The organism is Shinella zoogloeoides (assembly GCF_020883495.1).
GTDB lineage: Bacteria > Pseudomonadota > Alphaproteobacteria > Rhizobiales > Rhizobiaceae > Shinella > Shinella zoogloeoides.
Genome location: NZ_CP086610.1, coordinates 3216137 through 3240359 on the forward strand (window position 1 = coordinate 3216137; position 24223 = coordinate 3240359).

At 65.5% G+C, this 24223-nt stretch carries 26 protein-coding genes; 9 read left to right on the plus strand and 17 right to left on the minus strand.

From position 1 onward, the window contains the following. Window positions 1-19: 19 nt before the first annotated feature. The 10 genes from K8M09_RS15870 to sdhC form a co-directional block, all read right to left on the minus strand. Window positions 20-3016, minus strand: coding sequence for a 2-oxoglutarate dehydrogenase E1 component (locus K8M09_RS15870; protein WP_160787103.1), 2997 nt, complete (start codon window positions 3014-3016; stop codon window positions 20-22). Window positions 3017-3132: 116 nt separating this feature from the next. After that, window positions 3133-4035, minus strand: coding sequence for a succinate--CoA ligase subunit alpha (gene sucD, locus K8M09_RS15875; RefSeq protein WP_119258990.1), 903 nt, complete (start codon window positions 4033-4035; stop codon window positions 3133-3135). 17 nt (window positions 4036-4052) lie between these two features. After that, complete coding sequence (sucC, locus tag K8M09_RS15880) at window positions 4053-5246, minus strand: ADP-forming succinate--CoA ligase subunit beta (protein ID WP_160787104.1); 1194 nt, start codon at window positions 5244-5246, stop codon at window positions 4053-4055. A 26-nt stretch (window positions 5247-5272) separates the two neighbouring features. Then, window positions 5273-6235, minus strand: coding sequence for a malate dehydrogenase (mdh, locus tag K8M09_RS15885; RefSeq protein WP_023514887.1), 963 nt, complete (start codon window positions 6233-6235; stop codon window positions 5273-5275). Between the two features lie 177 nt (window positions 6236-6412). Continuing rightward, window positions 6413-7594, minus strand: a complete 1182-nt coding sequence (zapE, locus tag K8M09_RS15890) for a cell division protein ZapE (protein WP_160787105.1) — start codon at window positions 7592-7594, stop codon at window positions 6413-6415. Window positions 7595-7631: 37 nt separating this feature from the next. Then, on the minus strand, window positions 7632-8165 hold the full coding sequence (locus tag K8M09_RS15895) for a protease inhibitor Inh/omp19 family protein (RefSeq protein ID WP_160787106.1): 534 nt from the start codon (window positions 8163-8165) through the stop codon (window positions 7632-7634). 144 nt (window positions 8166-8309) lie between these two features. Beyond that, window positions 8310-9089, minus strand: a complete 780-nt coding sequence (locus K8M09_RS15900) for a succinate dehydrogenase iron-sulfur subunit (RefSeq protein WP_119258995.1) — start codon at window positions 9087-9089, stop codon at window positions 8310-8312. An 18-nt stretch (window positions 9090-9107) separates the two neighbouring features. Further along, complete coding sequence (gene sdhA / locus K8M09_RS15905) at window positions 9108-10949, minus strand: succinate dehydrogenase flavoprotein subunit (RefSeq protein ID WP_160787107.1); 1842 nt, start codon at window positions 10947-10949, stop codon at window positions 9108-9110. Between the two features lie 6 nt (window positions 10950-10955). Then, window positions 10956-11336, minus strand: coding sequence for a succinate dehydrogenase, hydrophobic membrane anchor protein (gene sdhD / locus K8M09_RS15910; RefSeq protein ID WP_160787108.1), 381 nt, complete (start codon window positions 11334-11336; stop codon window positions 10956-10958). A gap of 10 nt (window positions 11337-11346) precedes the next feature. After that, the gene (gene sdhC / locus K8M09_RS15915; protein ID WP_160787109.1) at window positions 11347-11739 is read right to left on the minus strand and encodes a succinate dehydrogenase, cytochrome b556 subunit; all 393 of its coding nucleotides are present in this window, start codon (window positions 11737-11739) and stop codon (window positions 11347-11349) included. Between the two features lie 300 nt (window positions 11740-12039). Here sdhC and K8M09_RS15920 point away from each other — a divergent pair, with 300 nt between their 5' ends. After that, window positions 12040-12471, plus strand: coding sequence for a hypothetical protein (locus tag K8M09_RS15920; RefSeq protein ID WP_229341943.1), 432 nt, complete (start codon window positions 12040-12042; stop codon window positions 12469-12471). Here the strand turns inward: K8M09_RS15920 and K8M09_RS15925 are convergent. From K8M09_RS15925 to tsaD, 5 genes are read right to left on the minus strand one after another with little or no spacing between them, the layout of a single operon-like run. Then, on the minus strand, window positions 12452-13108 hold the full coding sequence (locus K8M09_RS15925; RefSeq protein ID WP_160787111.1) for a class I SAM-dependent methyltransferase: 657 nt from the start codon (window positions 13106-13108) through the stop codon (window positions 12452-12454). The genes K8M09_RS15920 and K8M09_RS15925 overlap by 20 nt on opposite strands. 5 nt (window positions 13109-13113) lie before the next feature. Next, the gene (locus K8M09_RS15930; RefSeq protein WP_160787112.1) at window positions 13114-13545 is read right to left on the minus strand and encodes an EVE domain-containing protein; all 432 of its coding nucleotides are present in this window, start codon (window positions 13543-13545) and stop codon (window positions 13114-13116) included. A 6-nt stretch (window positions 13546-13551) separates the two neighbouring features. Continuing rightward, window positions 13552-13845 carry a YciI-like protein gene (locus K8M09_RS15935; RefSeq protein WP_160787113.1) on the minus strand — a complete coding sequence of 98 codons (294 nt, stop codon included), beginning with the start codon at window positions 13843-13845 and terminating at the stop codon, window positions 13552-13554. Window positions 13846-13879: 34 nt separating this feature from the next. Continuing rightward, on the minus strand, window positions 13880-14866 hold the full coding sequence (locus K8M09_RS15940; RefSeq protein WP_160787114.1) for an NAD(P)H-dependent glycerol-3-phosphate dehydrogenase: 987 nt from the start codon (window positions 14864-14866) through the stop codon (window positions 13880-13882). Continuing rightward, window positions 14863-15957 carry a tRNA (adenosine(37)-N6)-threonylcarbamoyltransferase complex transferase subunit TsaD gene (gene tsaD, locus K8M09_RS15945; RefSeq protein WP_160787115.1) on the minus strand — a complete coding sequence of 365 codons (1095 nt, stop codon included), beginning with the start codon at window positions 15955-15957 and terminating at the stop codon, window positions 14863-14865. The genes K8M09_RS15940 and tsaD overlap by 4 nt, the downstream gene beginning before the upstream one ends. A gap of 73 nt (window positions 15958-16030) precedes the next feature. Between tsaD and hemC the strand changes: the two genes are divergently transcribed. The 7 genes from hemC to K8M09_RS15980 all read left to right on the plus strand — a co-directional run bounded on the left by hemC (window position 16031) and on the right by K8M09_RS15980 (window position 22304). Next, entirely contained in the window at window positions 16031-16960 is a 930-nt protein-coding gene (gene hemC, locus K8M09_RS15950; RefSeq protein WP_160787116.1) for a hydroxymethylbilane synthase, read from the plus strand. Window position 16961: 1 nt separating this feature from the next. After that, the gene (locus tag K8M09_RS15955) at window positions 16962-17675 is read left to right on the plus strand and encodes a uroporphyrinogen-III synthase (protein WP_160787117.1); all 714 of its coding nucleotides are present in this window, start codon (window positions 16962-16964) and stop codon (window positions 17673-17675) included. Between the two features lie 98 nt (window positions 17676-17773). Beyond that, on the plus strand, window positions 17774-18970 hold the full coding sequence (locus K8M09_RS15960; protein ID WP_160787118.1) for a COG4223 family protein: 1197 nt from the start codon (window positions 17774-17776) through the stop codon (window positions 18968-18970). Between the two features lie 11 nt (window positions 18971-18981). Next, on the plus strand, window positions 18982-20580 hold the full coding sequence (locus K8M09_RS15965; RefSeq protein ID WP_160787119.1) for a heme biosynthesis protein HemY: 1599 nt from the start codon (window positions 18982-18984) through the stop codon (window positions 20578-20580). 123 nt (window positions 20581-20703) lie between these two features. Beyond that, the gene (locus K8M09_RS15970; RefSeq protein ID WP_160787120.1) at window positions 20704-21192 is read left to right on the plus strand and encodes a tellurite resistance TerB family protein; all 489 of its coding nucleotides are present in this window, start codon (window positions 20704-20706) and stop codon (window positions 21190-21192) included. A gap of 2 nt (window positions 21193-21194) precedes the next feature. Further along, window positions 21195-21911 (plus strand): glutamine amidotransferase, encoded by a 717-nt coding sequence (locus tag K8M09_RS15975; protein ID WP_160787121.1) that lies wholly within the window; start codon window positions 21195-21197, stop codon window positions 21909-21911. A gap of 99 nt (window positions 21912-22010) precedes the next feature. Then, window positions 22011-22304 carry a YggT family protein gene (locus tag K8M09_RS15980; protein ID WP_206366685.1) on the plus strand — a complete coding sequence of 98 codons (294 nt, stop codon included), beginning with the start codon at window positions 22011-22013 and terminating at the stop codon, window positions 22302-22304. A gap of 100 nt (window positions 22305-22404) precedes the next feature. Here K8M09_RS15980 and ppa read toward each other — a convergent pair whose 3' ends face one another. Then, window positions 22405-22938 carry an inorganic diphosphatase gene (gene ppa / locus K8M09_RS15985; protein WP_160787123.1) on the minus strand — a complete coding sequence of 178 codons (534 nt, stop codon included), beginning with the start codon at window positions 22936-22938 and terminating at the stop codon, window positions 22405-22407. A gap of 135 nt (window positions 22939-23073) precedes the next feature. Between ppa and K8M09_RS15990 the strand changes: the two genes are divergently transcribed. Next, entirely contained in the window at window positions 23074-23679 is a 606-nt protein-coding gene (locus tag K8M09_RS15990) for a hypothetical protein (protein WP_160787124.1), read from the plus strand. A gap of 3 nt (window positions 23680-23682) precedes the next feature. On the opposite strand, the gene K8M09_RS15995 is transcribed toward K8M09_RS15990, so the two are convergent. Continuing rightward, complete coding sequence (locus K8M09_RS15995; RefSeq protein ID WP_160787125.1) at window positions 23683-24189, minus strand: GNAT family N-acetyltransferase; 507 nt, start codon at window positions 24187-24189, stop codon at window positions 23683-23685. Window positions 24190-24223 lie beyond the last annotated feature (34 nt).

Below are 24223 nucleotides of genomic sequence, written 5' to 3' on the forward strand. Positions count from 1 at the left end.
TGCGGGAACGTTGGGCGGCTTAGCCGCCCAGCGCGTCCTCGAGGAAGGCGGCAAGCTGCGCGAGGTGCTTGGACATCAGGCCCGTCGCCGGCGAGGCGGCGGCCGGACGGCCGGTGTAGCGCACGCGCTGGTACTTGGCGTCGATATGCGCCAGCACCCATTCCAGATAGGGGTCGATGAAGGCCCAGGCGCCCATGTTCTTCGGCTCTTCCTGGCACCAGACCATCTCGGCGTTGCGGAAGCGCGACAGCTCGTTGATCAGCGCCTTGGCCGGGAACGGATAGAGCTGTTCCAGACGCAGCAGGTAGACGTCGTCGATGCCGCGCTTCTCGCGCTCTTCCAGCAGGTCGTAATAGACCTTGCCCGAGCACATCACGACGCGGCGGATCTTGGCGTCCTTCTGGAGCTTGATCGGGCCGTCCTTGATGACCTCGGCGTCGTCCCACAGCAGGCGGTGGAACGAGCTTTCGCCCGCCATTTCCGATAGCGAGGACACGGCGCGCTTGTGGCGCAGCAGCGACTTCGGCGTCATCATGATCAGCGGCTTGCGGAAGTCGCGCTTCACCTGACGGCGCAGGATGTGGAAGTAGTTCGCCGGCGTCGTGACGTTGGCGACCTGCATGTTGTCTTCCGCGCAGAGCTGCAGGAAGCGTTCGAGGCGGGCGGAGGAGTGCTCCGGACCCTGACCCTCATAGCCGTGCGGCAAGAGGCAGACGAGGCCCGACATGCGCAGCCACTTGCGCTCGCCCGACGAGATGAACTGGTCGAAGACGACCTGCGCACCGTTGGCGAAGTCGCCGAACTGGGCTTCCCAGAGGGTAAGCGCGTTCGGGCGGGCCAGCGAGTAGCCGTATTCGAAGCCGAGCACCGCCTCTTCCGAGAGCATCGAGTTGATGACCTCGTAGCGCGCCTGCGTCGGGGAAAGGTTGGCGAGCGGGATGTAGCGGTCCTCGGTCTCCTGATCGTAGAGAACCGAATGGCGCTGCGAGAAGGTGCCGCGTTCGCAGTCCTGACCGGACAGGCGGATCTTGGTGCCCTCGACGCAGAGCGTGCCGTAGGCCAGCGCTTCGCCCATCGCCCAGTCGATGCCCTCGCCCGTCTCGACCATCTGCATGCGGTTGTCCATGAACCGCTGGATGGTCTTGTGGGCGTGGAAGCCTTCCGGGATCGTCGCGATCTTGCGGCCGATCTCCTTGAGCTGCTTCATCGGCACCGAGGTCTTGCCGCGGCGCTGTTCGTCCTGGTTGTCGGCCGAGCGCAGGCCCGACCACACGCCGTCCAGCCAGTCGGCCTTGTTCGGCTTGTAGGACTGGCCGATCTCGAATTCGGTTTCGAGATTAGCGCGCCAGTCGGCCTTCATCTTCTCGAACTCGCCCTCGCTGATCACGCCTTCTGCGACGAGGCGCGCGCCGTAGAGACTGACCACGGTCTTGTGGGCGCGGATCGCCTTGTACATCTTCGGCTGCGTGAACGCGGGCTCGTCGCCTTCGTTATGGCCGAAGCGACGGTAGCAGAACATGTCGATGACGACCGGCTTGTGGAACTTCATCCGGAACTCGGTCGCGATCTTCGCGGCATAGGTCACCGCTTCCGGATCGTCGCCGTTCACATGGAAGATCGGCGCCTCGATCATCTTGGCCACATCCGAGGGATAGGGCGAGGAGCGCGAGAAGGCCGGGTTCGTCGTGAAGCCGATCTGGTTGTTGATGATCACATGGACCGTGCCGGCGACGCGATGGCCGCGCAGGCCCGACAGGCCGAGGATTTCAGCCGTGACGCCCTGGCCGGCGAAGGCCGCATCGCCATGCAGCAGCAGCGGCATGACCTGAGCCCGCTCGGACAACGGAATGATGTCGCCCTCGAAGATCTTGGCCATCTGGTCCTGCTTGGCGCGGGCCTTGCCCATGACGACAGGATTGACGATTTCCAGATGCGAGGGGTTCGCGGTCAGCGACAGATGCACCTTGTTGCCGTCGAACTCACGGTCCGAGGAAGCGCCGAGGTGGTACTTCACGTCGCCCGAGCCTTCCACGTCGTCCGGCGCGTAGGAGCCGCCCTTGAACTCATGGAAGACGGCGCGGTGGGGCTTGGCCATCACGTTGGTCAGAACGTTGAGGCGGCCGCGATGCGCCATGCCGAGCACGATTTCCTTCAGGCCCATCTGGCCGCCGCGCTTGATGATCTGCTCCAGCGCCGGGATCAGCGATTCACCGCCGTCGAGGCCGAAGCGCTTGGTGCCCTTGTACTTGACGTCGATGAACTGCTCGAAGCCTTCCGCCTCGATCAGCTTCTGCAGGATCGCCTTCTTGCCTGCGACGGTGAAGTCGACGCCCTTGTCCGGGCCTTCGATGCGCTCCTGGATCCAGCCCTTCTCTTCCGGGTTGGAAATGTGCATGAACTCGACGCCGATGGTCGAGCAATAGGTGCGCTCAAGGATTTCGACCATCTCGCGCACGGTCGCGTATTCGAGGCCGAGCACGTTGTCGATGAAGATCTTGCGGTCGAGATCCTTGTCCTCGAAACCGTAGTTCGAGGGCGAAAGCTCATGATAGTCCTCGACCGGCGCGGCAATGCCGAGCGGGTCGAGCTTGGCGTGCAGGTGGCCGCGGGCGCGGTAGGCGCGGATCATCATGATGGCGCGCACCGAGTCGCGGGTCGCCTGATTGACGTCAGCCTGGTTGACGGGCGTGCCGGCCTGCGCGGCGGCGGCCTCGGCCTTTGCCTGCACCTTCTTCTCAAGCACCTTCTCGACGACGCCCCAGTTGCCGTCGAGCGCCGAGACGAGTTCGCCGTTTGCGGCGACGGGCCAGTTCGCGCGCTTCCACGAAGCGCCCTTGGCCGCCTTCACGATGTCGGAGGGCTGGTCTTCGAGGGCCTTGAAGAAGGCCTGCCATTCCTCGCCGACAGAGGCGGGATTGGCCTCATACTTGGCGTAGAGCTGTTCGATATAGGCTGCGTTCGCCCCGTCGAGGAAGGACGTGGCCAGGAATTGTTCGTTGGCGTCTTGCCGTGCCATGGTTCTCTGCGGGCGCCGCCCGCCTCCCGAACGATCGTGTTGTGACTGCCCGGCACATCCTGCCGGGAAGAGCCAGAGAGGCCGGCGTTTCAGCCGGCCTCCCCTCGTTTCGTTTCTCAGCCCTTGAGGACTTCGACCAGGGTCTTGCCGAGGCGTGCCGGCGAAGGCGAAACGCGGATGCCCGCAGCTTCCATCGCCGCGATCTTGGATTCCGCATCGCCCTTGCCGCCGGAAACGACAGCGCCGGCATGGCCCATGGTGCGGCCCTTCGGAGCGGTACGGCCCGCGATAAAGCCGGCCATCGGCTTCTTGCGGCCCTTCTTGGCTTCGTCGATGAGGAACTGCGCCGCATCTTCTTCGGCCGAACCGCCGATTTCGCCGATCATGATGATCGAGGTCGTGGCGTCGTCGGCCAGGAACATCTCCAAGACGTCGATGAATTCGGTGCCCTTGACCGGGTCGCCGCCGATGCCGACGGCCGTCGTCTGGCCGAGGCCTTCGTTGGAGGTCTGGAAGACGGCCTCATAGGTCAGCGTGCCGGAGCGCGAGACGATGCCGACCGAACCCTTGCGGAAGATCGAGCCCGGCATGATGCCGATCTTGCACTCTTCCGGCGTCAGGATGCCGGGGCAGTTCGGGCCGAGCAGGCGCGACTTGGAACGGTCGAGGCGGGCCTTGACGCGCACCATGTCGGCAACCGGGATGCCTTCGGTGATGCAGGTGATGAACGGGATTTCCGCATCGATCGCCTCGATGATCGCGTCCGCGGCACCTGCCGGCGGAACGTAGATCACGGATGCGTCCGCGCCGGTCTTCTCACGGCCTTCGGCGACGGAGGCGAAGATCGGCAGGCTTTCGCCCTTGGAGCCGGTCCAGGTTTCGCCGCCCTTCTTCGGGTGGATGCCGCCGACCATCTGCGTGCCGTAATAGGCGAGCGCCTGTTCGGTGTGGAAGGTGCCGGTCTTGCCGGTCAGGCCCTGAACGAGGACCTTGGTGTTCTTGTTGACGAGAATCGACATGAGGTCAGGTCCTTCAGTTAGCCGTTGATCGCGGCGACGATCTTCTTGGCGGCGTCGTCCAGATCGTCGGCGGCGGTGATCGCCAGGCCGGATTCGTTCAGGATCTTCTTGCCAAGCTCGACATTCGTGCCTTCGAGGCGAACGACCAGCGGAACCTTGAGGCCGACTTCCTGCACGGCCGCAACGACACCCTCGGCGATGACATCGCACTTCATGATACCGCCGAAGATGTTGACGAGGATGCCCTCGACCTTCGGGTCGGCCGTGATGATCTTGAAGGCAGCCGCAACCTTCTCCTTGCCGGCGCCGCCGCCGACGTCGCAGAAGTTCGCCGGTTCCTTGCCGTAAAGCTTGATGATGTCCATCGTCGCCATGGCAAGGCCTGCGCCGTTGACCATGCAGCCGATATTGCCGTCGAGCGCCACATAGGCGAGATCCCACTTGGAGGCCTCGATTTCCTTGGCGTCTTCCTCGGTCTCGTCGCGCAGCGCCTTGATGTCGTCGTGGCGGAACAGGGCGTTGCCGTCGAAGGAGACCTTGGCGTCGAGAACGCGCATGCGGCCGTTCTTCATGACGATCAGCGGGTTGATCTCGAGCAGGCTCATGTCCTTCTCGACGAAGGCCTTGTAGAGGATCGGGAAGAGCTTTTCGGCATCGGCCTTGGCTTCGCCGTCGAGCTTGAGAGCTGCCGTCAGCTTGGCAAGGTCGTCGGCGGTGACGCCGGCTTCCGGGTTGATCGCGACGTTGACGATCTTTTCCGGCGTGTCATGCGCAACGGCCTCGATGTCCATGCCGCCTTCCGTCGAGACGACGAAGGCGACTTGGCCGACCGAGCGGTCGACGAGCAGCGACAGGTAAAGTTCGCGGTCGATGTCCGCGCCGTCCTCGATATAGAGGCGGTTCACCTGCTTGCCGGCGGGGCCGGTCTGCGCGGTGACGAGCGTATGCCCAAGCATTTCCTTGGCGTGGGCCTTGGCCTCCTCAATGGAGAAGGCGAGGCGCACGCCGCCCTTGGCGTCGGGGCCGAGTTCCTTGAACTTGCCCTTGCCGCGGCCGCCGGCGTGGATCTGGCTCTTGACCACGTAGAGCGGGCCGGGCAGCGACTTGGCAGCCGCTTCCGCCTCGTCCGCGGAAAAGATCGCGACGCCTTCGGCGACCGGCGCGCCAAAGCTCTTGAGCAGAGCCTTGGCCTGATATTCATGAATGTTCATCGGGAAAATCCTGTCTGGCTACCGGATTACTTCAGGGCGGGCGCGATGTTGATGCAGGCTTCGCAGAGGCCGGCAACGGCAGCGACCGACTTGTCGAAGGCTTCCTGCTCGGCCTTGTTGAGGTCGATCTCGACGATGCGCTCGACGCCACCGGCGCCGATGACGGTCGGAACGCCGACATACATGTCCTTGACGCCGTACTGGCCCGAAAGGTGGGCAGCGACCGGCAGGACGCGCTTCTTGTCCTTGAGGAAGGATTCGGCCATCTCGATGGCGGAAGCGGCCGGAGCATAGTAGGCCGAGCCGGTCTTCAAGAGGCCGACGATCTCGGCGCCGCCGTCACGGGTGCGCTGGATGATTTCTTCGAGGCGTTCCTTGGTGACCCAGCCCATCTTGACGAGGTCGGTCAGCGGGATGCCGGCAACGGTCGAGTAGCGGGCGAGCGGCACCATCGTGTCGCCGTGGCCGCCGAGAACGAAGGCCGTGACGTCCTGGACGGAAACCTTGAATTCTTCGGAGAGGAAGAGGCGGAAGCGGGCCGAGTCCAGCACGCCGGCCATGCCGACGACCATGTTCTTCGGCAGGCCGGAGAACTTCTGCAGCGCCCAGACCATCGCGTCGAGCGGGTTGGTGATGCAGATGACGAAGGCGTTCGGGGCATATTTCTTGATGCCTGCGCCGACCTGTTCCATGACCTTGAGGTTGATGCCGAGAAGATCGTCGCGGCTCATGCCGGGCTTGCGGGCAACGCCGGCGGTGACGATGCAGACGTCCGCGCCTTCGATGGCGGCATAGTCGCTCGCGCCCGTCAGCGAGGCATTGAAGCCTTCGACCGGCGAGGACTGGGCGATATCGAGGCCCTTGCCCTGCGGAATACCGTCGGCGATGTCGAAGAGGACGATGTCGCCCAGCTCCTTCAGGCCGGCCAGATGCGCCAGCGTGCCACCGATCATGCCAGAACCAATAAGTGCGATCTTCTTGCGGGCCATGAAAGCTTCCTTTGCTCCGATCCTAGAGGCCCCCAATGCCGTCATTGCGGGACCCTTCGGCGCAAGGGCTTACGCTTCCTATGTTAAAAATTCAATACATACTTTTGGATCGAAGATTTTCAATCGGTTAGATGTAAAAATTCTTACGTAAACGTAAGAATTTCCGTCACGCTTCCGTCACTTTCCATCATATCGCGCCTTGTGGTCGGCAAGATATTCCGTGCTGCGGATCTCGATGAGGCGCGAGACCGTGCGATCGAACTCGAAGCCTTCCGTGCCCTTGCGGGTCACAAGCAGGCCTTCCGGCGCAGCCGCCGCAGACGCAAAGAGGCGTGCGCGGTGATCGTAGATCGTGTCGATAAGATTGATGAAACGCTTCGTCTCGTTGCGCCGCTCGGCTCCGAGCAAGGGGATGTGGTCGACGAACAGCGTATCGTAATGCGCGAGGATTTCGAGATAATCCGCCGCCCCGAGCGGCCGCTCGCAAAGGTCGGTAAATGAGAAGCGCGCGGCACGCCCCGCCGCCTGCGGCACGACGATGGTGCGACCACGGAAGGAGATCGTCGCAGGGGCCACGTCCCTGCCGGCCGTCTCACGCCGCCAGGCCGCATCCATCGCCCTGTCGGCCTCGTCGCCGAGCGGATGGCGGAACACCGGCAGGCCGCTGTCCTTCTCGAGGCGATAGTCCGTCAGGGAATCCAGCGGCACGATCTCGACATGGCGTTTCAGGAGATCGACGAAGGGCAGGAAAAGGCCGCGATTGAGGCCGTCCTTGTAGAGATTGTCCGGCTCCACATTGGAGGTCGCGACGAGGATGCAGCCACGCTGGAACAGTTCGCCGAACAACCGCGATAGGATCATCGCATCGGCGATGTCCGTCACCGAGAATTCGTCGAAGCAGAGAAGCCGCGCCTCCTCGATGAGGCTTGCAGCGACCGGCGGCACGGGATCGGCCTGCTTCGTCTCGCCGTTCTTCAGCTTCTGGCGATGCTTGTGGATGCGGTCGTGCACATCCGCCATGAATTCATGGAAATGCGCCCGGCGCTTGCGCTTGACCGGCGCCAGCTCGAAGAACATGTCCATGAGCATGGTCTTGCCGCGTCCGACACCGCCATGGATGTAGAGGCCCTTGGGGGCGCTCGCGCTTTCGGGCTTGCGGGAAGCGAAGAGCCAGCCGAGCGCGCTCGACTTGCGCGCTGGGCGCTGGGCGTGAACCTCGCCGAGCAGCCGGTCGAACCGCACCGCCATCGCCCTCTGCGCGGGGTCCGGCTTCAGCTCGCCGCTTGCAACGAGGGCTTCCAGCCTATCCGAAACGCCATGGTCCGGGTGTGTCGAAACCCTGTCCCAGTCCTTGCCCATGGGCGCAGATCATCCGTATCTGTTTCGGAAGAATGGCTCAGCGCGACAGGCTGACGGGCTGGCCGGAATTGGTCGAGCCGTCGAAGCGGGAATCGGCCGTCTTGTAGAGACGGGCGATGGCGTTGCCGTCGCGGTCCTTCAGGACGACCTGCTTGCCGGCCACTTCCCAGGAGCCCATCGCCGTCAGCTCGCCCGCGCAGCCGCGCGTGCCGCCGCGCGAACCGCTGCCGAGATTGGTGAGCGTCAGGAACATGTCGCAGGAGGACGGGCCGTTCGCCACGCGCCAGTTGCCGACCATGGATTCCTTCTTGACGTCGAGCGCCGTGGCGGCCGCCGCCGTATCGCCGGTGCCCGTCGCCATGGCCGTATCGGTCGTCGGCTTGTCCGGGAACTGGCTGGTCGTGCTGGTCGTCGGATCGGGAAGCTGGCTCGAGGCGACCGCGCCGACCGGCTGGGCCTGCAGCGGCGTGAGGTTCGGCTGCGTATTGACGCTGTCCATCGACGCGGTGCGCTGGCAGCCGGCAAGTGCAAGCGCCATCATCAGTCCGCCTGCAACATGGTGAATCCGCATCTCGTTACTCCCGATCATCTGCCCGATACTGCTGCCCTGCAGCAATTCCCGCCGAATTAACGTGAATCGCCCGCACGAATCAAGACGAAACGGCCCGATTGTCCGGGCCGCCTCCTCACGTTTCGTGAACGCTGCTTATGTAGGTCAGAGCCGGCGCTCGACCAGCATCTTCTTGATTTCGCCGATCGCCTTGGCCGGATTGAGACCCTTCGGGCAGGCCTGGGCGCAATTCATGATCGTGTGGCAGCGATAAAGGCGGAAGGGATCCTCGAGATTGTCGAGGCGCTCGCCCGTCGCTTCGTCGCGGCTGTCGATCAGCCAGCGATAGGCCTGCAGCAGTACGGCGGGGCCGAGATAACGGTCGCCGTTCCACCAGTAGCTCGGACAGGAGGTCGAGCAGCAGGCGCACAGGATGCACTCATAGAGGCCGTCGAGCTTGAGGCGGTCCTCATGGCTCTGCTTCCATTCCTTGGCCGGCGTCGGCGACACGGTCTTCAGCCACGGCTCGATGGAGCGGTGCTGGGCATAGAAGTTCGTAAGATCAGGAACGAGGTCCTTCACCACCGGCATATGCGGCAGCGGATAGACCTTCACGGTGCCCTTCACCTCGTCCATGCCCTTGGTGCAGGCGAGCGTGTTGGTGCCGTCGATATTCATGGCGCAGGAGCCGCAGATGCCTTCGCGGCAGGAGCGGCGCAGCGTCAGCGTCGGGTCGATCTTGTTCTTGATGTAGAGCAGCGCATCGAGAACCATCGGGCCGCAATCGTCGACGTCGATGTAGAACGTGTCGATCGACGGGTTCTTTCCGTCGTCCGGGTTCCAGCGGTAGATGCGGAATTCGCGGGTATTCGTGGCCCCGTCCGGCTTCGGCCAGACCTTGCCCTCGGTCATCTGCGAATTTTTCGGGAGAGCGAGTTCAACCATGTCCTGTTCTCCTCGATCTTAGTAGACGCGGGCCTTCGGCTCGATCTTCTTGGGATCGATGCCGTCGGCGATGAGGTCGGTATGCACCGGGCGGTAGTCGAGCGTGACGTCGCCCGCCTCGTTGACCCAGGACAGCGTGTGCTTGCGCCAGTTGACGTCGTCGCGGCCGCCGAGCGGGCCGGTCGCATAGTCCTCGCGGGCATGCGAGCCGCGGCTCTCCTTGCGGGCCTCGGCGCCGTAGACGGTCGTGATGGCGTTGGCCATCAGGTTTTCCAGCTCCAGCGTCTCGACGAGGTCGGAGTTCCAGATCATCGAGCGGTCGGTGACCTTGATGTCCGGCAGTTCCTTCCAGATTTCGCTCATGCGCTTGCAGCCGCTTTCCAGCGATTCCTGCGTGCGGAACACGGCGGCGTCTTCCTGCATGGTGCGCTGCATCTTGTCGCGCAGGATCGCCGTCGGCGTGCCGCCATTGGCGTTCCGCAGGCGATCGAAGCGGTCCATGATCTTGTCGCAGGCGGCAATGTCGAGCGCCGGGATCGGGGAAGCGCGGTCGATGACCTGGCCGGCGCGGATGGCGGCGGCGCGGCCGAAGACCACGAGGTCGATCAGCGAGTTGGAGCCGAGGCGGTTGGCGCCGTGCACCGAGGCGCAGCCCGCTTCGCCTACGGCCATCAGGCCGGGCGCGATGCGTTCCGGGTTCTGGGCATCGGCGTTCAGCACTTCGCCCCAGTAGTTCGTCGGAATGCCGCCCATGTTGTAGTGAACGGTCGGCAGGACCGGGATCGGCTCGCGCGTCACGTCGACGCCCGCAAAGATCTTGGCGCTCTCGGAGATGCCCGGCAGGCGCTCGTGCAGAACGGCCGGATCGAGATGGTCGAGATGCAGGAAGATGTGGTCCTTGTTCTTGCCGACGCCGCGGCCTTCGCGGATTTCCATCGTCATGCAGCGCGAGACGACGTCGCGCGAGGCAAGGTCCTTGGCCGACGGCGCATAGCGCTCCATGAAGCGCTCGCCCTCGGAATTGACGAGATAACCGCCCTCGCCACGCGCGCCCTCGGTGATCAGGCAGCCCGCGCCGTAAATGCCGGTCGGGTGGAACTGGACGAATTCCATGTCCTGCAACGGCAGGCCGGCGCGTGCGATCATGCCGCCGCCGTCGCCCGTGCAGGTATGCGCCGAGGTGGCGGAGAAATAGGCGCGGCCGTAGCCGCCGGTCGCCAGAACCACCATCTTGGCGGCGAAGCGGTGGATCGTGCCGTCATCGAGGTTCCAGGCGACGACGCCGGTGCAGCGGCCATCGGCCGACATGATCAGGTCGAGCGCGAAATACTCGATGAAGAATTCCGCATTGTTGCGCAGCGACTGGCCGTAGAGCGTGTGCAGGATGGCGTGGCCGGTGCGGTCGGCGGCGGCGCAGGTGCGCTGCACCGGCGGGCCTTCGCCGTAGTTCTGCATATGGCCGCCGAACGGGCGCTGGTAGATCTTGCCTTCCGCATTGCGCGAGAAGGGTACGCCGTAATGCTCCAGCTCATAGACAGCCTTGGGCGCTTCCATGGCGAGATACTGCATGGCGTCGACGTCGCCGAGCCAGTCGGACCCCTTGACGGTGTCGTAGAGGTGCCACTGCCAGCTATCCGGCGTCATGTTCTGCAGCGAGGCGGCGATGCCGCCCTGCGCGGCGACGGTGTGCGAGCGCGTCGGGAAGACCTTGGTGATGCAGGCCGTCTTGAGGCCCTGCTCGGCCATGCCGAGCGTGGCGCGAAGACCCGCGCCGCCGGCGCCGACGACGATCACGTCGAAGGAATGGTCCACATAGGTATAGGCTTTGCCGTTGGCCGCCGGGGAGGAGATCGCTGCCATGGTGAATTATCCTGCGAAAGCGATTTTGAGGACGGCGAAAAGACAGAGCCCGCCGACGAGGATCGCGAAGAAGGTGTTGAGCATGAGGAGACCGATCTTCACGCCTTCCGCATGCACATAGTCCTCGATGATGACCTGCATGCCGAGCTTCATGTGAATGAGGCCGGAAATGACGACGAGGCCCATGAGGACGGCGACGACGGGATGCGACAGCGCCGCCGTCACTTCCGCATAGGACGCACCGTTGTAGCAGATGAGGAAGCCGACGAAGAACAGCATCAGCGGAACGTTGGCGACGGCCGTCAGGCGCTGGCGCCAGAAATGCTCCGTGCCGTCCTTTGCCGAGCCGAGGCCGCGAACCTTGCCGAGGGGCGTGCGCATATCCATGGGTCTCTCCTCAGCGCGCCAGATAGCCGACGACCCAGACCAGCACCGTCAGGGCGACGGAGACGACCGGGGTCACGATGGCGAGCTTGGTATTGAAGTGCTTCTCATAGCCGCGGCCCATGTCCCACATGAAGTGGCGAAGGCCGCCGAGCATGTGGTGCAGCAGCGCCCAGGTGTAGCCGAAGAGGATGAGACGGCCGATCCAGGTGCCGAAGAACCAGCTTACCCAGTCGAAATAGGCCTCGCCCGTCGCCGCCGCGATCAGCCACCAGGCGACGAGGACGGTACCGAAATAGAGCGCGCCGCCGGTGATGCGGTGCACGATGGACATGACCATCGTCGGGATCGGCTTGTAAACCTGGAGATGCGGCGAAAGCGGCCGGCTTCGAGTGACATTCGTCATCTGAACCTCACGGAACCCCGGAGAGCCAAAACTGGACCGATTTTCTCCGGAATTGCAAATATGTTGTGCACAATGCAGTGATTGCGACGTTTAATCACCGGAAAGCGGAACCACAAGCCTTCTTGCAGTGCAAAATGAATTTAATCGATTAGACGGCCTCCTGCCTCCGTCCCGTTCCGGCGCACCCGCCGCACGTTAACCAAACGCGGAAAATCCCCAATCGAATCCGTGACTTTTGCGGCTTTCTGCCTCATCCTGCCGTTAAGGATTTGTTAAGCATAACCCGGAAGGCAGGACAGAATGACTCTGTTATCCGCGCTCCGTGCGACCAAAGTCTTAGGGCTTGCGGTCGCGCTTGTCGCAGGCGGCATGACGGCCGCTGACGCCGGTGACGGTTGGGGCTCCTCCCGCCATCACGGCCATCACCATCGCTCCAAGTGGCTGCCGAGCATCGAATTGCCGGGCCATGGCGGACGCCTCGAGACCGTATTCCACTCCGGCGGGGAGGCGCGGCAGGGTTGGCGGGACAACGGGATGCGCATCGGCGTCTTCCCGGCCTATCACCTGCGCGCCGACAGCATCACCATCTATGTCGGCGATACCGATGCGATCGATTGGAGAACGAGGCGGGAAGCATCCCGCAGGAGCGAGCCGAAGGTCATCACCGTAGCGCCCGGCCAGAACGATTGCTCGTGGGAAGCCGGGGTCTGCGTCATTCGCCCGAACTGGTGAACCGCCAGACGGTCGTCTTCTTGACCTCGCTGTCCTCCAGCGCCCGCGTCACCGGCACCTGATAGGTGGCGAGCGCCTCCATGCGGTCCCGCGGGCAATAGGCTCGGCCGGGATCGCCGACGAGCACCGTCGCGCCGCGCGCGGCAAGCGCCGAGAACCAGGGGATCAGCACGTCGGCAAAGTCCCGGTCGTAGAAGACGTCACCCGCCAGCACCACATCCCAGCCCGCATCGCGCCCGACAAGGTCTTCGGCTGAGCAGTCGAGAGCGACCCCGTTGAGCGCCGCATTCAGCCGGATCGCCGTCCCGCTCCAGGGATCGATATCCGCCGCCAGCACGGCGGAAGCCCCGGCCATGCGCGCGGCAATGCCGACAAGGCCGGAGCCGCTGGCGAAATCCAGCACCGTCTTTCCGGCGACAAGCTGCGGATGGTCGAGCACATGGCGGGCAAGCCCCTGCCCGCCCGCCCAGGCAAAGGCCCAGAAGGGCGGCGGCAGGCCGATCGCCTCCAGCTCTTCCTCCGTCTTCAGCCACAGGTCGTGCGCCTCGGTGGCAAGGCGCAGCCGAACCTCCGGCACATGCGGCGGCGAAAGCACATCCGTGTTCTCGCGGATGAAGACTTCGGGGTCGGTCCTCACGGAATTTAACGCGGCGGGTTATCGAGACCGCCCATGCGGCAGACCTCGATCCACTCCTCCTCCGTCACCGGCTGCACCGAAAGGCGCATGGAAGTGACGAGCGACATATTGGCCAGCTTCGGATTGGCCTTGATATCCTTGAGGGAAACGGGCCTGGGCATGTCGCGCACGGCGCGGATATCGACGCAGTCCCAGCGCGGGTCCTCGCCGGCCGTCGAATCCGGGTGCGACAGGGCGCAGACCTCGGTGATGCCGACGATCTCCAGCCCCTCGTTGGAGTGGTAGAAGAAGCCCTTCTCGCCGATCTTCATGGCCCGCATGTTGTTGCGCGCCTGATAGTTGCGCACGCCGGTCCATTCCTCGCCGGCTTCGCCGACATCCTTCTGCATCTGCCAGGACCACTTGAAGGGTTCGGACTTGTAGAGCCAGTATGCCATCGGGCCTTACGCCTCCGGATTGTTGAAGACCCAGTTCCAAGCCTTCACCTCGACCTCGGCAAAAAGGCCGGCCTTGGCATAGGGATCGTTCGCCGCGATCTCGCGCGCCGCCTCGATCGTCTCGGCCTTGACCACGACAAGGCTGCCCGTCGGCTTGCCGTCATCACCGAGGAACGGGCCGGCGAAGGCCAGTTTGCCCTCGGCATTCAGCGCATTGAGATAGGCGAGGTGATCCGGGCGCGTATCGAGGCGCACCTGAAGCGCGCCGGGCTTGTCCTTGCAGAGGAATGCGAAATGCATGTGCGGTCCTTCCCTTCGGTTATAGTTCTGGCCATTATTCCTGGGTGATCGGGCGCGTCATGAGCTGCCCGATGGCGGTCTTCACGTCCAGTGTGCCGTCGACGATGCGGGCGACCGCATCGGTGATCGGCATGTCGATGCCCTTTTCCGCCGCAACGCCCGAGGCGACCGAGGCGGCGAAAGCGCCTTCCACGAGATCGCCCGACCAGCCGGCCGCCGTGCCATGCCGGCCGAGCGCGATGCCGAAGCGCAGGTTGCGCGACTGGTGGCTGGTGCCGGTGAGCACGAGGTCGCCGAGGCCGGAAAGCCCCGTCACCGTGATGCCCTCCCCGCCATGCGCCTCCACAAAGCGCGACAGTTCCGCAAGCCCGCGCGAGATCAGCGCCGCCCGGGCGGAATCGCCAAGCTGCGCGCCCTCGATGATGCCACAGGCAATCGCCAGCACGTTCTTGAGCGCGCCGCCGAGCTGCACGCCGATCCGGTCGGTCGAGGGGTAAAGCCGGAAGGTCGGCCCGGAAAGGGCCTGCGCCAGCATCGCCCCGATCTCCGCCGTGCGCGCGGCAATCACCATCGCCGTCGGCAACCCTTTTGCGATATCGGCGGCAAAACCGGGACCGGAGAGGACGGCGATCTCGCGACCGGGCAGTTCTTCTTCCAGAACCTCGGTCAGGAGCCGGCCAGTGCCCTTCTCCATGCCCTTGGCGCAGATGACCACCGCCGTGCCGGGCGCAAGGAGCGGAGCGAGCGACCGCGCCGCCTCGCGCTGTGCCTGCGAGGGCATGGCGAAAAGCACGATGCCCGCGCCACGCATGACCGCCGCATCCGCGCTATAGGCAAGCGTCTGCGGCAGGTCGATGCCCGGCAGCGCCTTCTCGTTGCGGCGCGTGGTCCGCATGGCCTCGACCGAGCCGGCATCGCGCCCGATCAGCGTGACATCGCCACCACTGGCGGCGGCCACGCTTGCCAGCGCCGTGCCGAAGGCCCCCGCACCGACCACGGCGATTTTCGCATGGGCGCTCATGCCTTGGCTCCCCGCTTGCCGGACCCGAGCATCGTCGCCGCCTCGCGGTCGAGCGGCCAGCGCGAACGCGGCGCGACGGACAGGTCATCGGGCGCAAAACCGGCCGCCATGCGCTCCAGCCCCGCCCAGGCGATCATCGAAGCATTGTCGGTGCAGAGCGCCAGCGGCGGCGCGATGAAGCGGAAACGGTTCTTGTCGCATAGCGCCTGTAGCGTCGCGCGCAATTCCGCATTCGCCGCCACCCCGCCGGCAACGACGAGCGAGGGCGTTTCAACGTCGGGATGGAGCGTGCGAAACCGCTCAAGCCCCCGGCCGATGCGGTCCTTCAGCGTACGCGAGACGGCGCGCTGGAAGGAGGCGCAGATATCGGCGACATCCTGATCCGTCACCGGCTCGATGGACTGCGCCGCCTGACGCACCGCCGTCTTGAGGCCGGAGAAGGAGAAATCGAGCCGCGCCTCGCCGACGAGCGGACGCGGGAAGGTGAAGCGTTCCGGGTTGCCGTTCTTCGCCATGCGCTCCACCGCCGGCCCGCCGGGATAGGGCAGGCCGAGCAGCTTGGCGGTCTTGTCGAAGGCCTCGCCCAGCGCGTCGTCGATGGTCGTGCCCCAGCGCTCGTAATCGTCGACGCCGCGCACCAGCACAAGCTGGGTATGGCCGCCGGAAACGAGCAGCATCAGATAGGGGAAGGAAAGCCCGTCCGTCAGCCTCGCCGTCAGCGCATGGCCTTCCAGATGGTTGACGGCATAGAGCGGCTTGCCCGTCGCCCGCGCGATGGCCTTGCCGGTCATCAACCCGACAATCAGTCCGCCGATCAGCCCCGGCCCGCTCGTCGCCGCGATGGCATCGATATCCTCAAGCGAACGGCCGGCGCGCAGAAGCGCCTCGGAAATCAGGCTGTCCAGCGCCTCGACATGCGCGCGCGCCGCGATCTCCGGCACCACGCCGCCATAGGCGCTGTGCTCTTCCAACTGGCTCAGCACGACTTCGCCAAGAATCTCGCCCTTGCCATCGGCACCGCGCGCGACGACGGACGCGGCGGTCTCGTCGCAGCTCGTTTCGATACCGAGGATGGTCAGATGGGACGACATGAAGCACTAGGATCGATTGCGGGCGGCCCTAAAGCCGGTTACGAGACATCCCGGTAACAATGGATCAAGGCGGATGCAAACAAAACCTTTCAGGATCGGCACCCGTGGCAGCCCGCTGGCGCTCGCCCAGGCTTACGAGACCCGCGCGCGCCTGATGGCCGCGCACGGCCTGCCGGAAGAGATGTTCGAGATCGTCGTTCTCTCGACGAAGGGCGACCGCATCACCGACCGCTCGCTGGCGCTAATCGGCGGCAAGGGCCTGTTCACGGAAGAGATCGAGGCGCAGCTTTCCTCCGGGGAACTCGATTTCGCCGTGCATTCCTCCAAGGACATGCCGACAAAACTGCCGGAAGGCCTGCACCTTTCCGCCTTCCTGCCGCGCGAAGACATCCGCGACGCCTTCATCGGCCGCAGCGCAAAACGCCTGCTGGACCTGCCGCAGGGCGCGACCGTCGGCTCCGCCTCGCTGCGCCGGCAGGCGCTCATCCGCCGGCTGCGCCCGGACCTCAATGTCATCGTCTTCCGCGGACAGGTCGATACCCGCCTTGCCAAGCTCGCCGGCGGCGAGGCCGACGCGACGCTGCTCGCCTATGCCGGCCTGAAGCGCCTCGGCAAGCTCGACGTGCCGACGGAAATCCTCGATCCCGTCTCCTTCCCGCCGGCTCCGGCGCAGGGCGCGATCTGCATCGAGAGCCGCGTGGGCGACGCGCGCATGGAAAACCTGCTTGCCGCCATCGACGACCGGCCGACCCGCACCGCCGTCACCTGCGAGCGCGGCTTCCTCGCCACGCTCGACGGCTCCTGTCGCACGCCCATCGCCGGTTACGCGACCGTCGAGGGCGACCACGTCCAGTTCCGCGGCATGATCCTGACGCCGGATGGCAGCCGGTTCCACGAGATCGAGGCAAGCGGCCCGGCAACCAATGCCGCCACGCTCGGCGAAGAGGCCGGCGAGGCGATCCGCGCGAAGGCAGGGGCGGACTTCTTCGAAAGCTGGGGCTGAGATGCGCGTCCTCGTCCTTCGCCCCGAGCCTGCCGCCTCCCGCACGCGGGATGCGCTCTCGGCGCTGGGGCACGAGGCCGTCTGCCTGCCGCTATCGCAGGCCGAACACGACCTGACGGCGACGCGAAAAGCCCTCGGCGAGCCCCATTCCGCCATCGCCGTCACCAGCGCGGAAATCGCCCGCCTGTCCGGCAGGCTCGGCAACGGCCTTGCCACCATGGTCTTCGCCGTCGGGCAGGCCTCCGCCGCCGCCATGCGCGCCGCCGGCTTCCCCACCGTCCTTGCCGCCGACGGGGATGGCGAAAGCCTTGCCGCGATGATTGCCGCGCACTATCGCGAGACCGGCTTGCCGGACGCCCCCCTGCTCTATCTCGCCGGCAATCCGCGCGCGCCCGCCTTCGAAAGCCGGCTTCGCGAGGCGGGCATCCCCTTCCGCACCGTCGAAGCCTATCGCATGACGCCGCTCACGCCCGCCAAAACGGACATCGAAGCGGCGCTGCTCGTCCCGCTTCCCGACGCCGTCCTGCTCTATTCCCGCGAAAGCGCGCTCGCCTTCTTCCGCCTGCCTCCCGTTCACGAAACACCCGAGCGTTTCCAGTCCGTCCGCCTGCTCTGCATGAGCCGCAATGTCGCAGCCGCAGTGCCCCGGCACTTCACCGCCAATGTCTCCATCGCCGCCGCTCCCGACGAAAAAAGCCTGTTCGCGCTGCTCTGAAACCGGCCCCCGGCGGACGAAATTGCCGCAAGGGTCTTTCCCTCCCCGGCTTCCCTGTCTACGTTCAGGGCAATGCACATGAACGCGAGGAGGCCGCCATGGAACCGGAAACCCCGTCCCGTCGAAACAGGACCGGCGACGAGCCGGTGACGATCGACCTCGAAGCGGTTCCCGCCACCGACGAGGCGGAAGCTGCCGACACGGTTGCGGACGTCTCCGCACAGCCGGACGAGGCGGCAAGCCCGGAGATCGCAGACGAGAAGCAGGCGCCGGAAGAGCCGGCCCCTGCGGCCGACAAGGAGCCGGCGCGCAAGGAAACGCCGCCGCCCCGCCAGCGCGGCACGTCCGGCACGCTCGCCGCAAGTATCCTTGGCGGCCTGATCGCGCTTCTCGGCGCCGGCAGCCTGCAATATGGCGGCTACCTGCCGGCTCTCGGGCCGGAACGCACGGGCGGCGACAGCGCGCTTGCCGGCCTGTCCAGCGAAATCGAGGCGCTGAAGGCGCGCCTTGCCGAACCCGCCACGCCCGTCACGGTGGATCTCCAGCCGATCGAGACACGGCTTGCCGCCCTCGAGAAATCGGCCGGCACCAATCCGGGCGCTGCCGGAGCCGATCCCGCAGCCGTGGGCAAGCTCGAAAGCGAAATTAGCCGGCTAACCACGGAGCTGGCCGCCCTGCAGGATGCCGTCACCCGCACGAGCGAAAGCGTCAGCACGACGGAAAGCCAGTTGACCCAGCGCATCGCCGCCGCCGAGCAGAAGCTCGACGAGCCGCGCAGCGACATAGAAATGGCCCGGGCCGTCGCCGCCAGCGCGCTGAAGACCGCAATCGACCGGGGCGGCTCCTATCTCGCCGAACTCGAGGCCTTCGCCTCCGTCGCGCCGGACGATCCGTCCGTGGCCGGGCTGCGCGAGCACGCCACGGTCGGCGTGCCCTCGCGCTCCGACCTCGTTCGCGACTTCCAGCCGACGGCGGACGCCATTCTCGACGCCGTCCACCAGCCGGAAGGCGATCAAGGTATCTTCAACCGCCTGATGTCGAGCGCCGCATCGGCCATCCGCGTGCGCCCGGTCGGCACCGTCGAGGGTGACAGCCCCGAGGCCGTCGTCGCCCGCATCGAGACCCGCCTGCAGGACGGCGATTTCAAGGGCGCGCTGATCGAATGGCAGGCCCTGCCGGAAAAGGGGCAGGCCGCAGCGGCCGACTACAAGCGCAAGCTGGATGCCCGCGTCACCGTCGAGGGGCTGATCGGCGCCGCCGTTTCCGGCGCCATGACGACCGGCAACCAGGGCTGAGGAGAGGCTTCATGATCCGCATACTCGGCTTCGTCCTCTTCGTGCTCGCGCTCGCCGCGGGCTTCGCCTGGCTTGCCGACCGGCCGGGCGAACTCTCCGTCATCTGGCAGGGCCAGCGCGCCGACATGAGCCTGATGGTGGCGGCAACGCTCGTCGTCTCGCTCATCGCCGCCGTCATGTTCTCCTGGTGGCTGGTGCGCGTCATCTGGACGTCGCCGCACTCGATCCAGCGCTATTTCCGCGCCCGCAAGCGCGACCGCGGCTATCAGGCGCTCTCGACCGGGCTGATCGCCGCCGGCGCGGGTGACGCCGTGGGCGCCCGCAAGATGCTGACGCGCACCAAGGGTCTGCTCAGCGCCGATCAGGAGCCGCTCATCCATCTGCTCGAAGCGCAGGCGGCGATGATCGAGGGTCGCTACGACGATGCGCGCAAAAAGTTCGAACTGATGGCCGACGACCCGGAAACCCGGGAACTCGGCCTGCGCGGCCTCTATCTCGAAGCCCGCCGCCTCGGCGCCAACGAGGCCGCCCGGCAATATGCCGAGCGCGCGGCGGAAAAAGCGCCGCAGCTTGCCTGGGCGACGGAAGCCGCGCTCGAATACCGCTCGCAGGCCGGCGACTGGGACGAGGCCTTGAAGCTCCTCGGCGACGGCCGCACCGCCTCTCCCGAGGAAAAGAAGGCCCATGCGCGCCGCAAGGCCGTGCTCCTTGCCGCCCGCGCGGCGGCAAAGCTCGACGCCGACCCGAAGGGCGCGCGCGAGGACGCCCATCAGGCGCTGAAACTCGACGAGAATTTCGTGCCCGCCGGCCTTGTCGAAGCCAGGGCATATCTGCGCGAGGACAATCTGCGCAAGGCCGCCTCGATCCTCGAAAAACTCTGGAAGGCGACCGCCCATGGCGACGTGGCGCGGCTCTATGTCCGCGCCCGCAGCGGCGATTCGGCGACCGACCGGCTGAAGCGGGCGGAAAAGCTGGAGGCCCTGCGCCCGAACAACGCCGAGGCGCTCTACGCCGTCGCCGAGGCCGCGCTGGAAGCCCGCGACTTCCCGCGCGCCCGCGCCAAGGCCGAGGCCGCCGCCCGTCTCTCCCCACGCGAAAGCGCCTTCCTGCTGCTCGCCGATATCGAGGACGCCGAGACCGGCGACCAGGGCCGCATTCGCCACTGGATGAACCAGGCGCTGAAGGCCCCACGCGATCCCGCCTGGACGGCGGACGGCGTCACCGCGCCGGAATGGCGCGCCGTTTCGCCCGTCACAGGCCGGCTCGACGCCTTCGAGTGGCGCACCCCGGTCAGCACCCTCGAAGGGCCGGTCGAGGAGGGTTCGGCGGATGCGGTGGACGAAGCCATCCGCACCCTGCCCCCGCTCGCCATCGCCGTGAAGCCCGTACCCAGGGCCGAAACGGCCGTGGTGGTGGAAACGGAAAAGCCGGTCGTCGTGGCGGCTGTCCCCGAGCCTGTGCAGGCGACCGCGACCGTGCAGGAAAAGCCGAAGACCGAGACGGCCGCGCAGGAAACGGAACCGCCCTTCTACGGCCTGCCGGACGATCCGGGCGTCAAGGACGGCACGGGTGCGAAGCGGGACGGCACAAGCGGCTTCCGGCTTTTCTGAGACAGGGACGATTCGAGCAGAAAGTGCGTCATGGCCCTTTAATACAATTGCGAAGAAACAGGCATTCGTCGTATTTTCGCAAGTCGTGAAATACATGCTCTTCCAGGAAATGGGGCCATATCGATGTTCGAACGCTTGCAGCAGTTTCTTGCGAGCCTTTCCGGTGGCGACAGCCGGCCGGCCTTTGCGGTCGACGACCCCCGGGTCGCGGTTATGGCGCTCTGCATCCAGGTGATGGAGGCCGACGGCACGGTGCTAGAATCCGAGAAGACGGCCCTTCGCGCCCGCTTCAGGGAATTCTACCCCGTGGACGAGGCGGAGCTGGATGCGCTCGTCGCCGCCGGCACGGATGCGGAAAGCGAGGCCATCGACTTCTTCCAGTTCACCTCCGAGTTGAAACGCCAGCTCTCGGAAGAGCAGCGCGTCAGCCTCATCGGCCTGCTCTGGGAGATCGTCTATGCGGATGGCGAGCGCAGCGAGATGGAGGACCATGCCATCTGGCGCATCGCCGACCTGCTCGGCGTCTCGGGCCGTGAGCGCATCATGAAGCGGCAGGAAGTGGCCGAAAGGGTGGGTGCGGCGGCGGGCGCGGAGGAGGCGGACGACGTCTGAGCATGCTCGATTCCCCGCATAAGCCGCATAACAAGCGCCCCATCCTCGTCGTCCTGCATCAGGAGACTTCCAGCCCCGGCCGCGTCGGCCAGATTCTCCGGGCGATGGGCTACCGGCTGGATATCCGCCGCCCGGTGCTAGGCGACGGGCTGCCCGAAACGCTCGACCGTCACGCGGGCGCCGTGGTCTTCGGCGGGCCGATGAGCGCCAATGACGACGAAGCCTATGTGCGGCGGGAAATCGACTGGCTGTCCGTGCCGCTCAAGGAGAACCGGCCGTTCCTCGGCATCTGCCTCGGCGCGCAGATGCTGGTGAAGAATCTCGGCGGCGCGGTCTACGGCCATGCGGAGGGCCTGACGGAGATCGGCTGGTATCCGCTTCAGGCGACCGAGGCCGGCACGGCGCTGATGGCCTGGCCGGACATGGTCTACCAGTTCCACCGCGAGGGCTTCGACCTGCCCGCGGGCGCGACGCTGCTCGCCACCGGCCATCACTACGAGAACCAGGCCTTTCGCTACGGCGACAACGCCTGGGGCATCCAGTTCCACGGCGAGCTGACACTCGCCATGATGCATCGCTGGGTGGTGCGCGGGGCGCATCGTTTCGACCTGCCCGGCGCGCAGATGGGCCGCGCCCATCTCGACGGCCGGCTGCTGCACGATGCGGCCCTGCGGCTCTGGATGGGGTCGTTCCTCGACCGGGTCTTCCACGAGGCTTGAGGCCGGCCCGTTAAACATGTTGCCGCGCGCCAAAAGCCCGGCCTTGCTGGCGGGGCCGGCAATGGCTACATGTCGGGACGAAACCAATTGGAGACGTCAATGATAGCGGTCATCAACACCCTGTTGTTCATCATCAGCATCGCGTGGTTCCTGGTGATCGCCTCGGCGATCTTCTCCTGGCTCTACGCCTTCAACGTCATCAACGCGAACAACCAGGCAATCGCCGCCATCGGCCGCTCGCTGTATCAGCTCACCGAGCCGATCTACCGCCCGATCCGCCGCGTCCTGCCGAATTTCGGCGGCGTCGACCTGTCGCCGCTCGTCGTGCTGGTCATCCTGTATTTCCTGGAGCAGGTGATCCGCGGCGTGCTGGCCCCGGCGCTTCTGTCCTGATTGACGCAGACCGAAAAAGAAAACCTCCGGATCGGCGACGATCCGGAGGTTTTCGATTTCAGGCAAGGGCAAACGGCCGGGACAGGCCCGGCCGCAAGGCTTACTTCGACTTGTTGTAACGCTCGACGGCTTCGAGAACCATCTTCTTGGCGACGGAAACGTCCTGCCAGCCGGCGATCTTAACCCACTTGCCGGGTTCCAGATCCTTGTAGTGCGTGAAGAAGTGCTCGATCTGCTTCAGCGTGATTTCCGGCAGGTCCGTGTAGTTCTCGACCTTGTCGTAGCGGCGCGTCAGCTTCGGCACCGGCACGGCGATGATCTTCTCGTCCTTGCCGCCATCGTCTTCCATGACCAGCACGCCGATCGGGCGAACATTGATGACGCAGCCAGGAACGAGCGGGCGCGTGTTGGCGATCAGCACGTCGATCGGGTCGCCGTCTTCCGAAAGCGTGTGCGGCACGAAGCCATAATTGCCCGGATAGGTCATCGGCGTGTAGAGGAAGCGGTCGACGACGAGCGCGCCGGCTTCCTTGTCCATCTCATACTTGATCGGGTGGCCGCCGACCGGCACCTCGACAATGACGTTCACGTCGTCCGGCGGGTTCTTGCCAACGGAAATCGCATCGATACGCATGGGGGCTCCCTCGATTGGAAATGGAGTGGTTTGCGCGCTTCCTAATGCGAATCCCGCTGCGGCGCAACATGACTTTCATCCAAGGTGAATAGACGGGCGGCCTGCGCCGTTCTCTAGCTAACCGGAGGATGTCCCATGCGCCTGATGCCCCTCTTCCTTGCCGCCACCGTCCATGCCGCCACCGCGCAGGCCAACGAGAGCGCCTATACCGACCGCAACCTCGACGCCTGCAAGACCCTTGCAAAAGAGGAGGAAGGCGAGAGCATCACGATGAAATGCGCCGGCTACAAGAAGGTCCCGGTCTATTTCAAGGAAGGCGACCTGCGGCAAAGCCAGACCTACGGGCCCATCGGCAAGGACTGGCTCGACGGAGCCTTCGAAACCTTCGGCCCCTTCAACCACACCAATGCGAAGATCGAGTGGCGGCTCGACGGCGGCGGCGCGCCCTTCGCAACCATCGTGCGGTGGTTCGTCGCCGATCCGGAAACGACGGACGACACCAACACGCGTTACGGCCAGGTCCTCGTCGTCTCGACGGTCGCCACGCCGGACAATCCGGCAAGCTGCGTGGTCGGCTATGTCGATGCACTGGAGAACAAGGACGCCAATGCGCTCGCCCGGCAGATCGCCGACGGGGAGGCGGCCGGCTTCATCTGCGGCAAGGACGAGCCGCGATGGCAGGGAAAACGGGGAAAGCTGGCGGGCGAGCCGATGCGCAACCTGCCGGAAACGGCGCAGTAGCCGTCAGGGCCAGACGAAGCCGATCTTCTTCAGTTCCTTCTCGCCGAAATTCTCCATGCCTTCGGCAATGTCGCGCCCGCCGGCGGAGCGGAAGAAGTTATGCGCATGCTCGCTGTCTTCCAGGCACCAGACGATCATGCCGTTGCAGCCGAGCGACTTCAAAAGCCGCTGCGCCTCGCCGAAGAGCAGGCGGCCAAGGCCGATGCCCTGGTATTCGGGGCGCAGGTAGAGTTCGTAGATCTCGCCTTCCTGCGGCAGCGCCCGCGCGCGGTTGAGGCCGAGCGTGGCGTAGCCAGCCACCGTTCCGGCGACGTCGAGCACGAGAAGCGTTGCGGGGCCGCGTGTCGCCTTGCGCCACCAGACCTCGCCGCGGCGGTCGACCATCTGGATGAGCGGCCGGTGCGGAATGAGGCCGCCATAGGCCTGCAGCCACGACACCCGATGCGTCTCGGATATCGCGCGCGCGTCCTGCGGCTCGGCGCGCCGCACATCGATCGACAGTGTCTTCATAACACGACTCATATTCCCGCACCGATTCCACCGG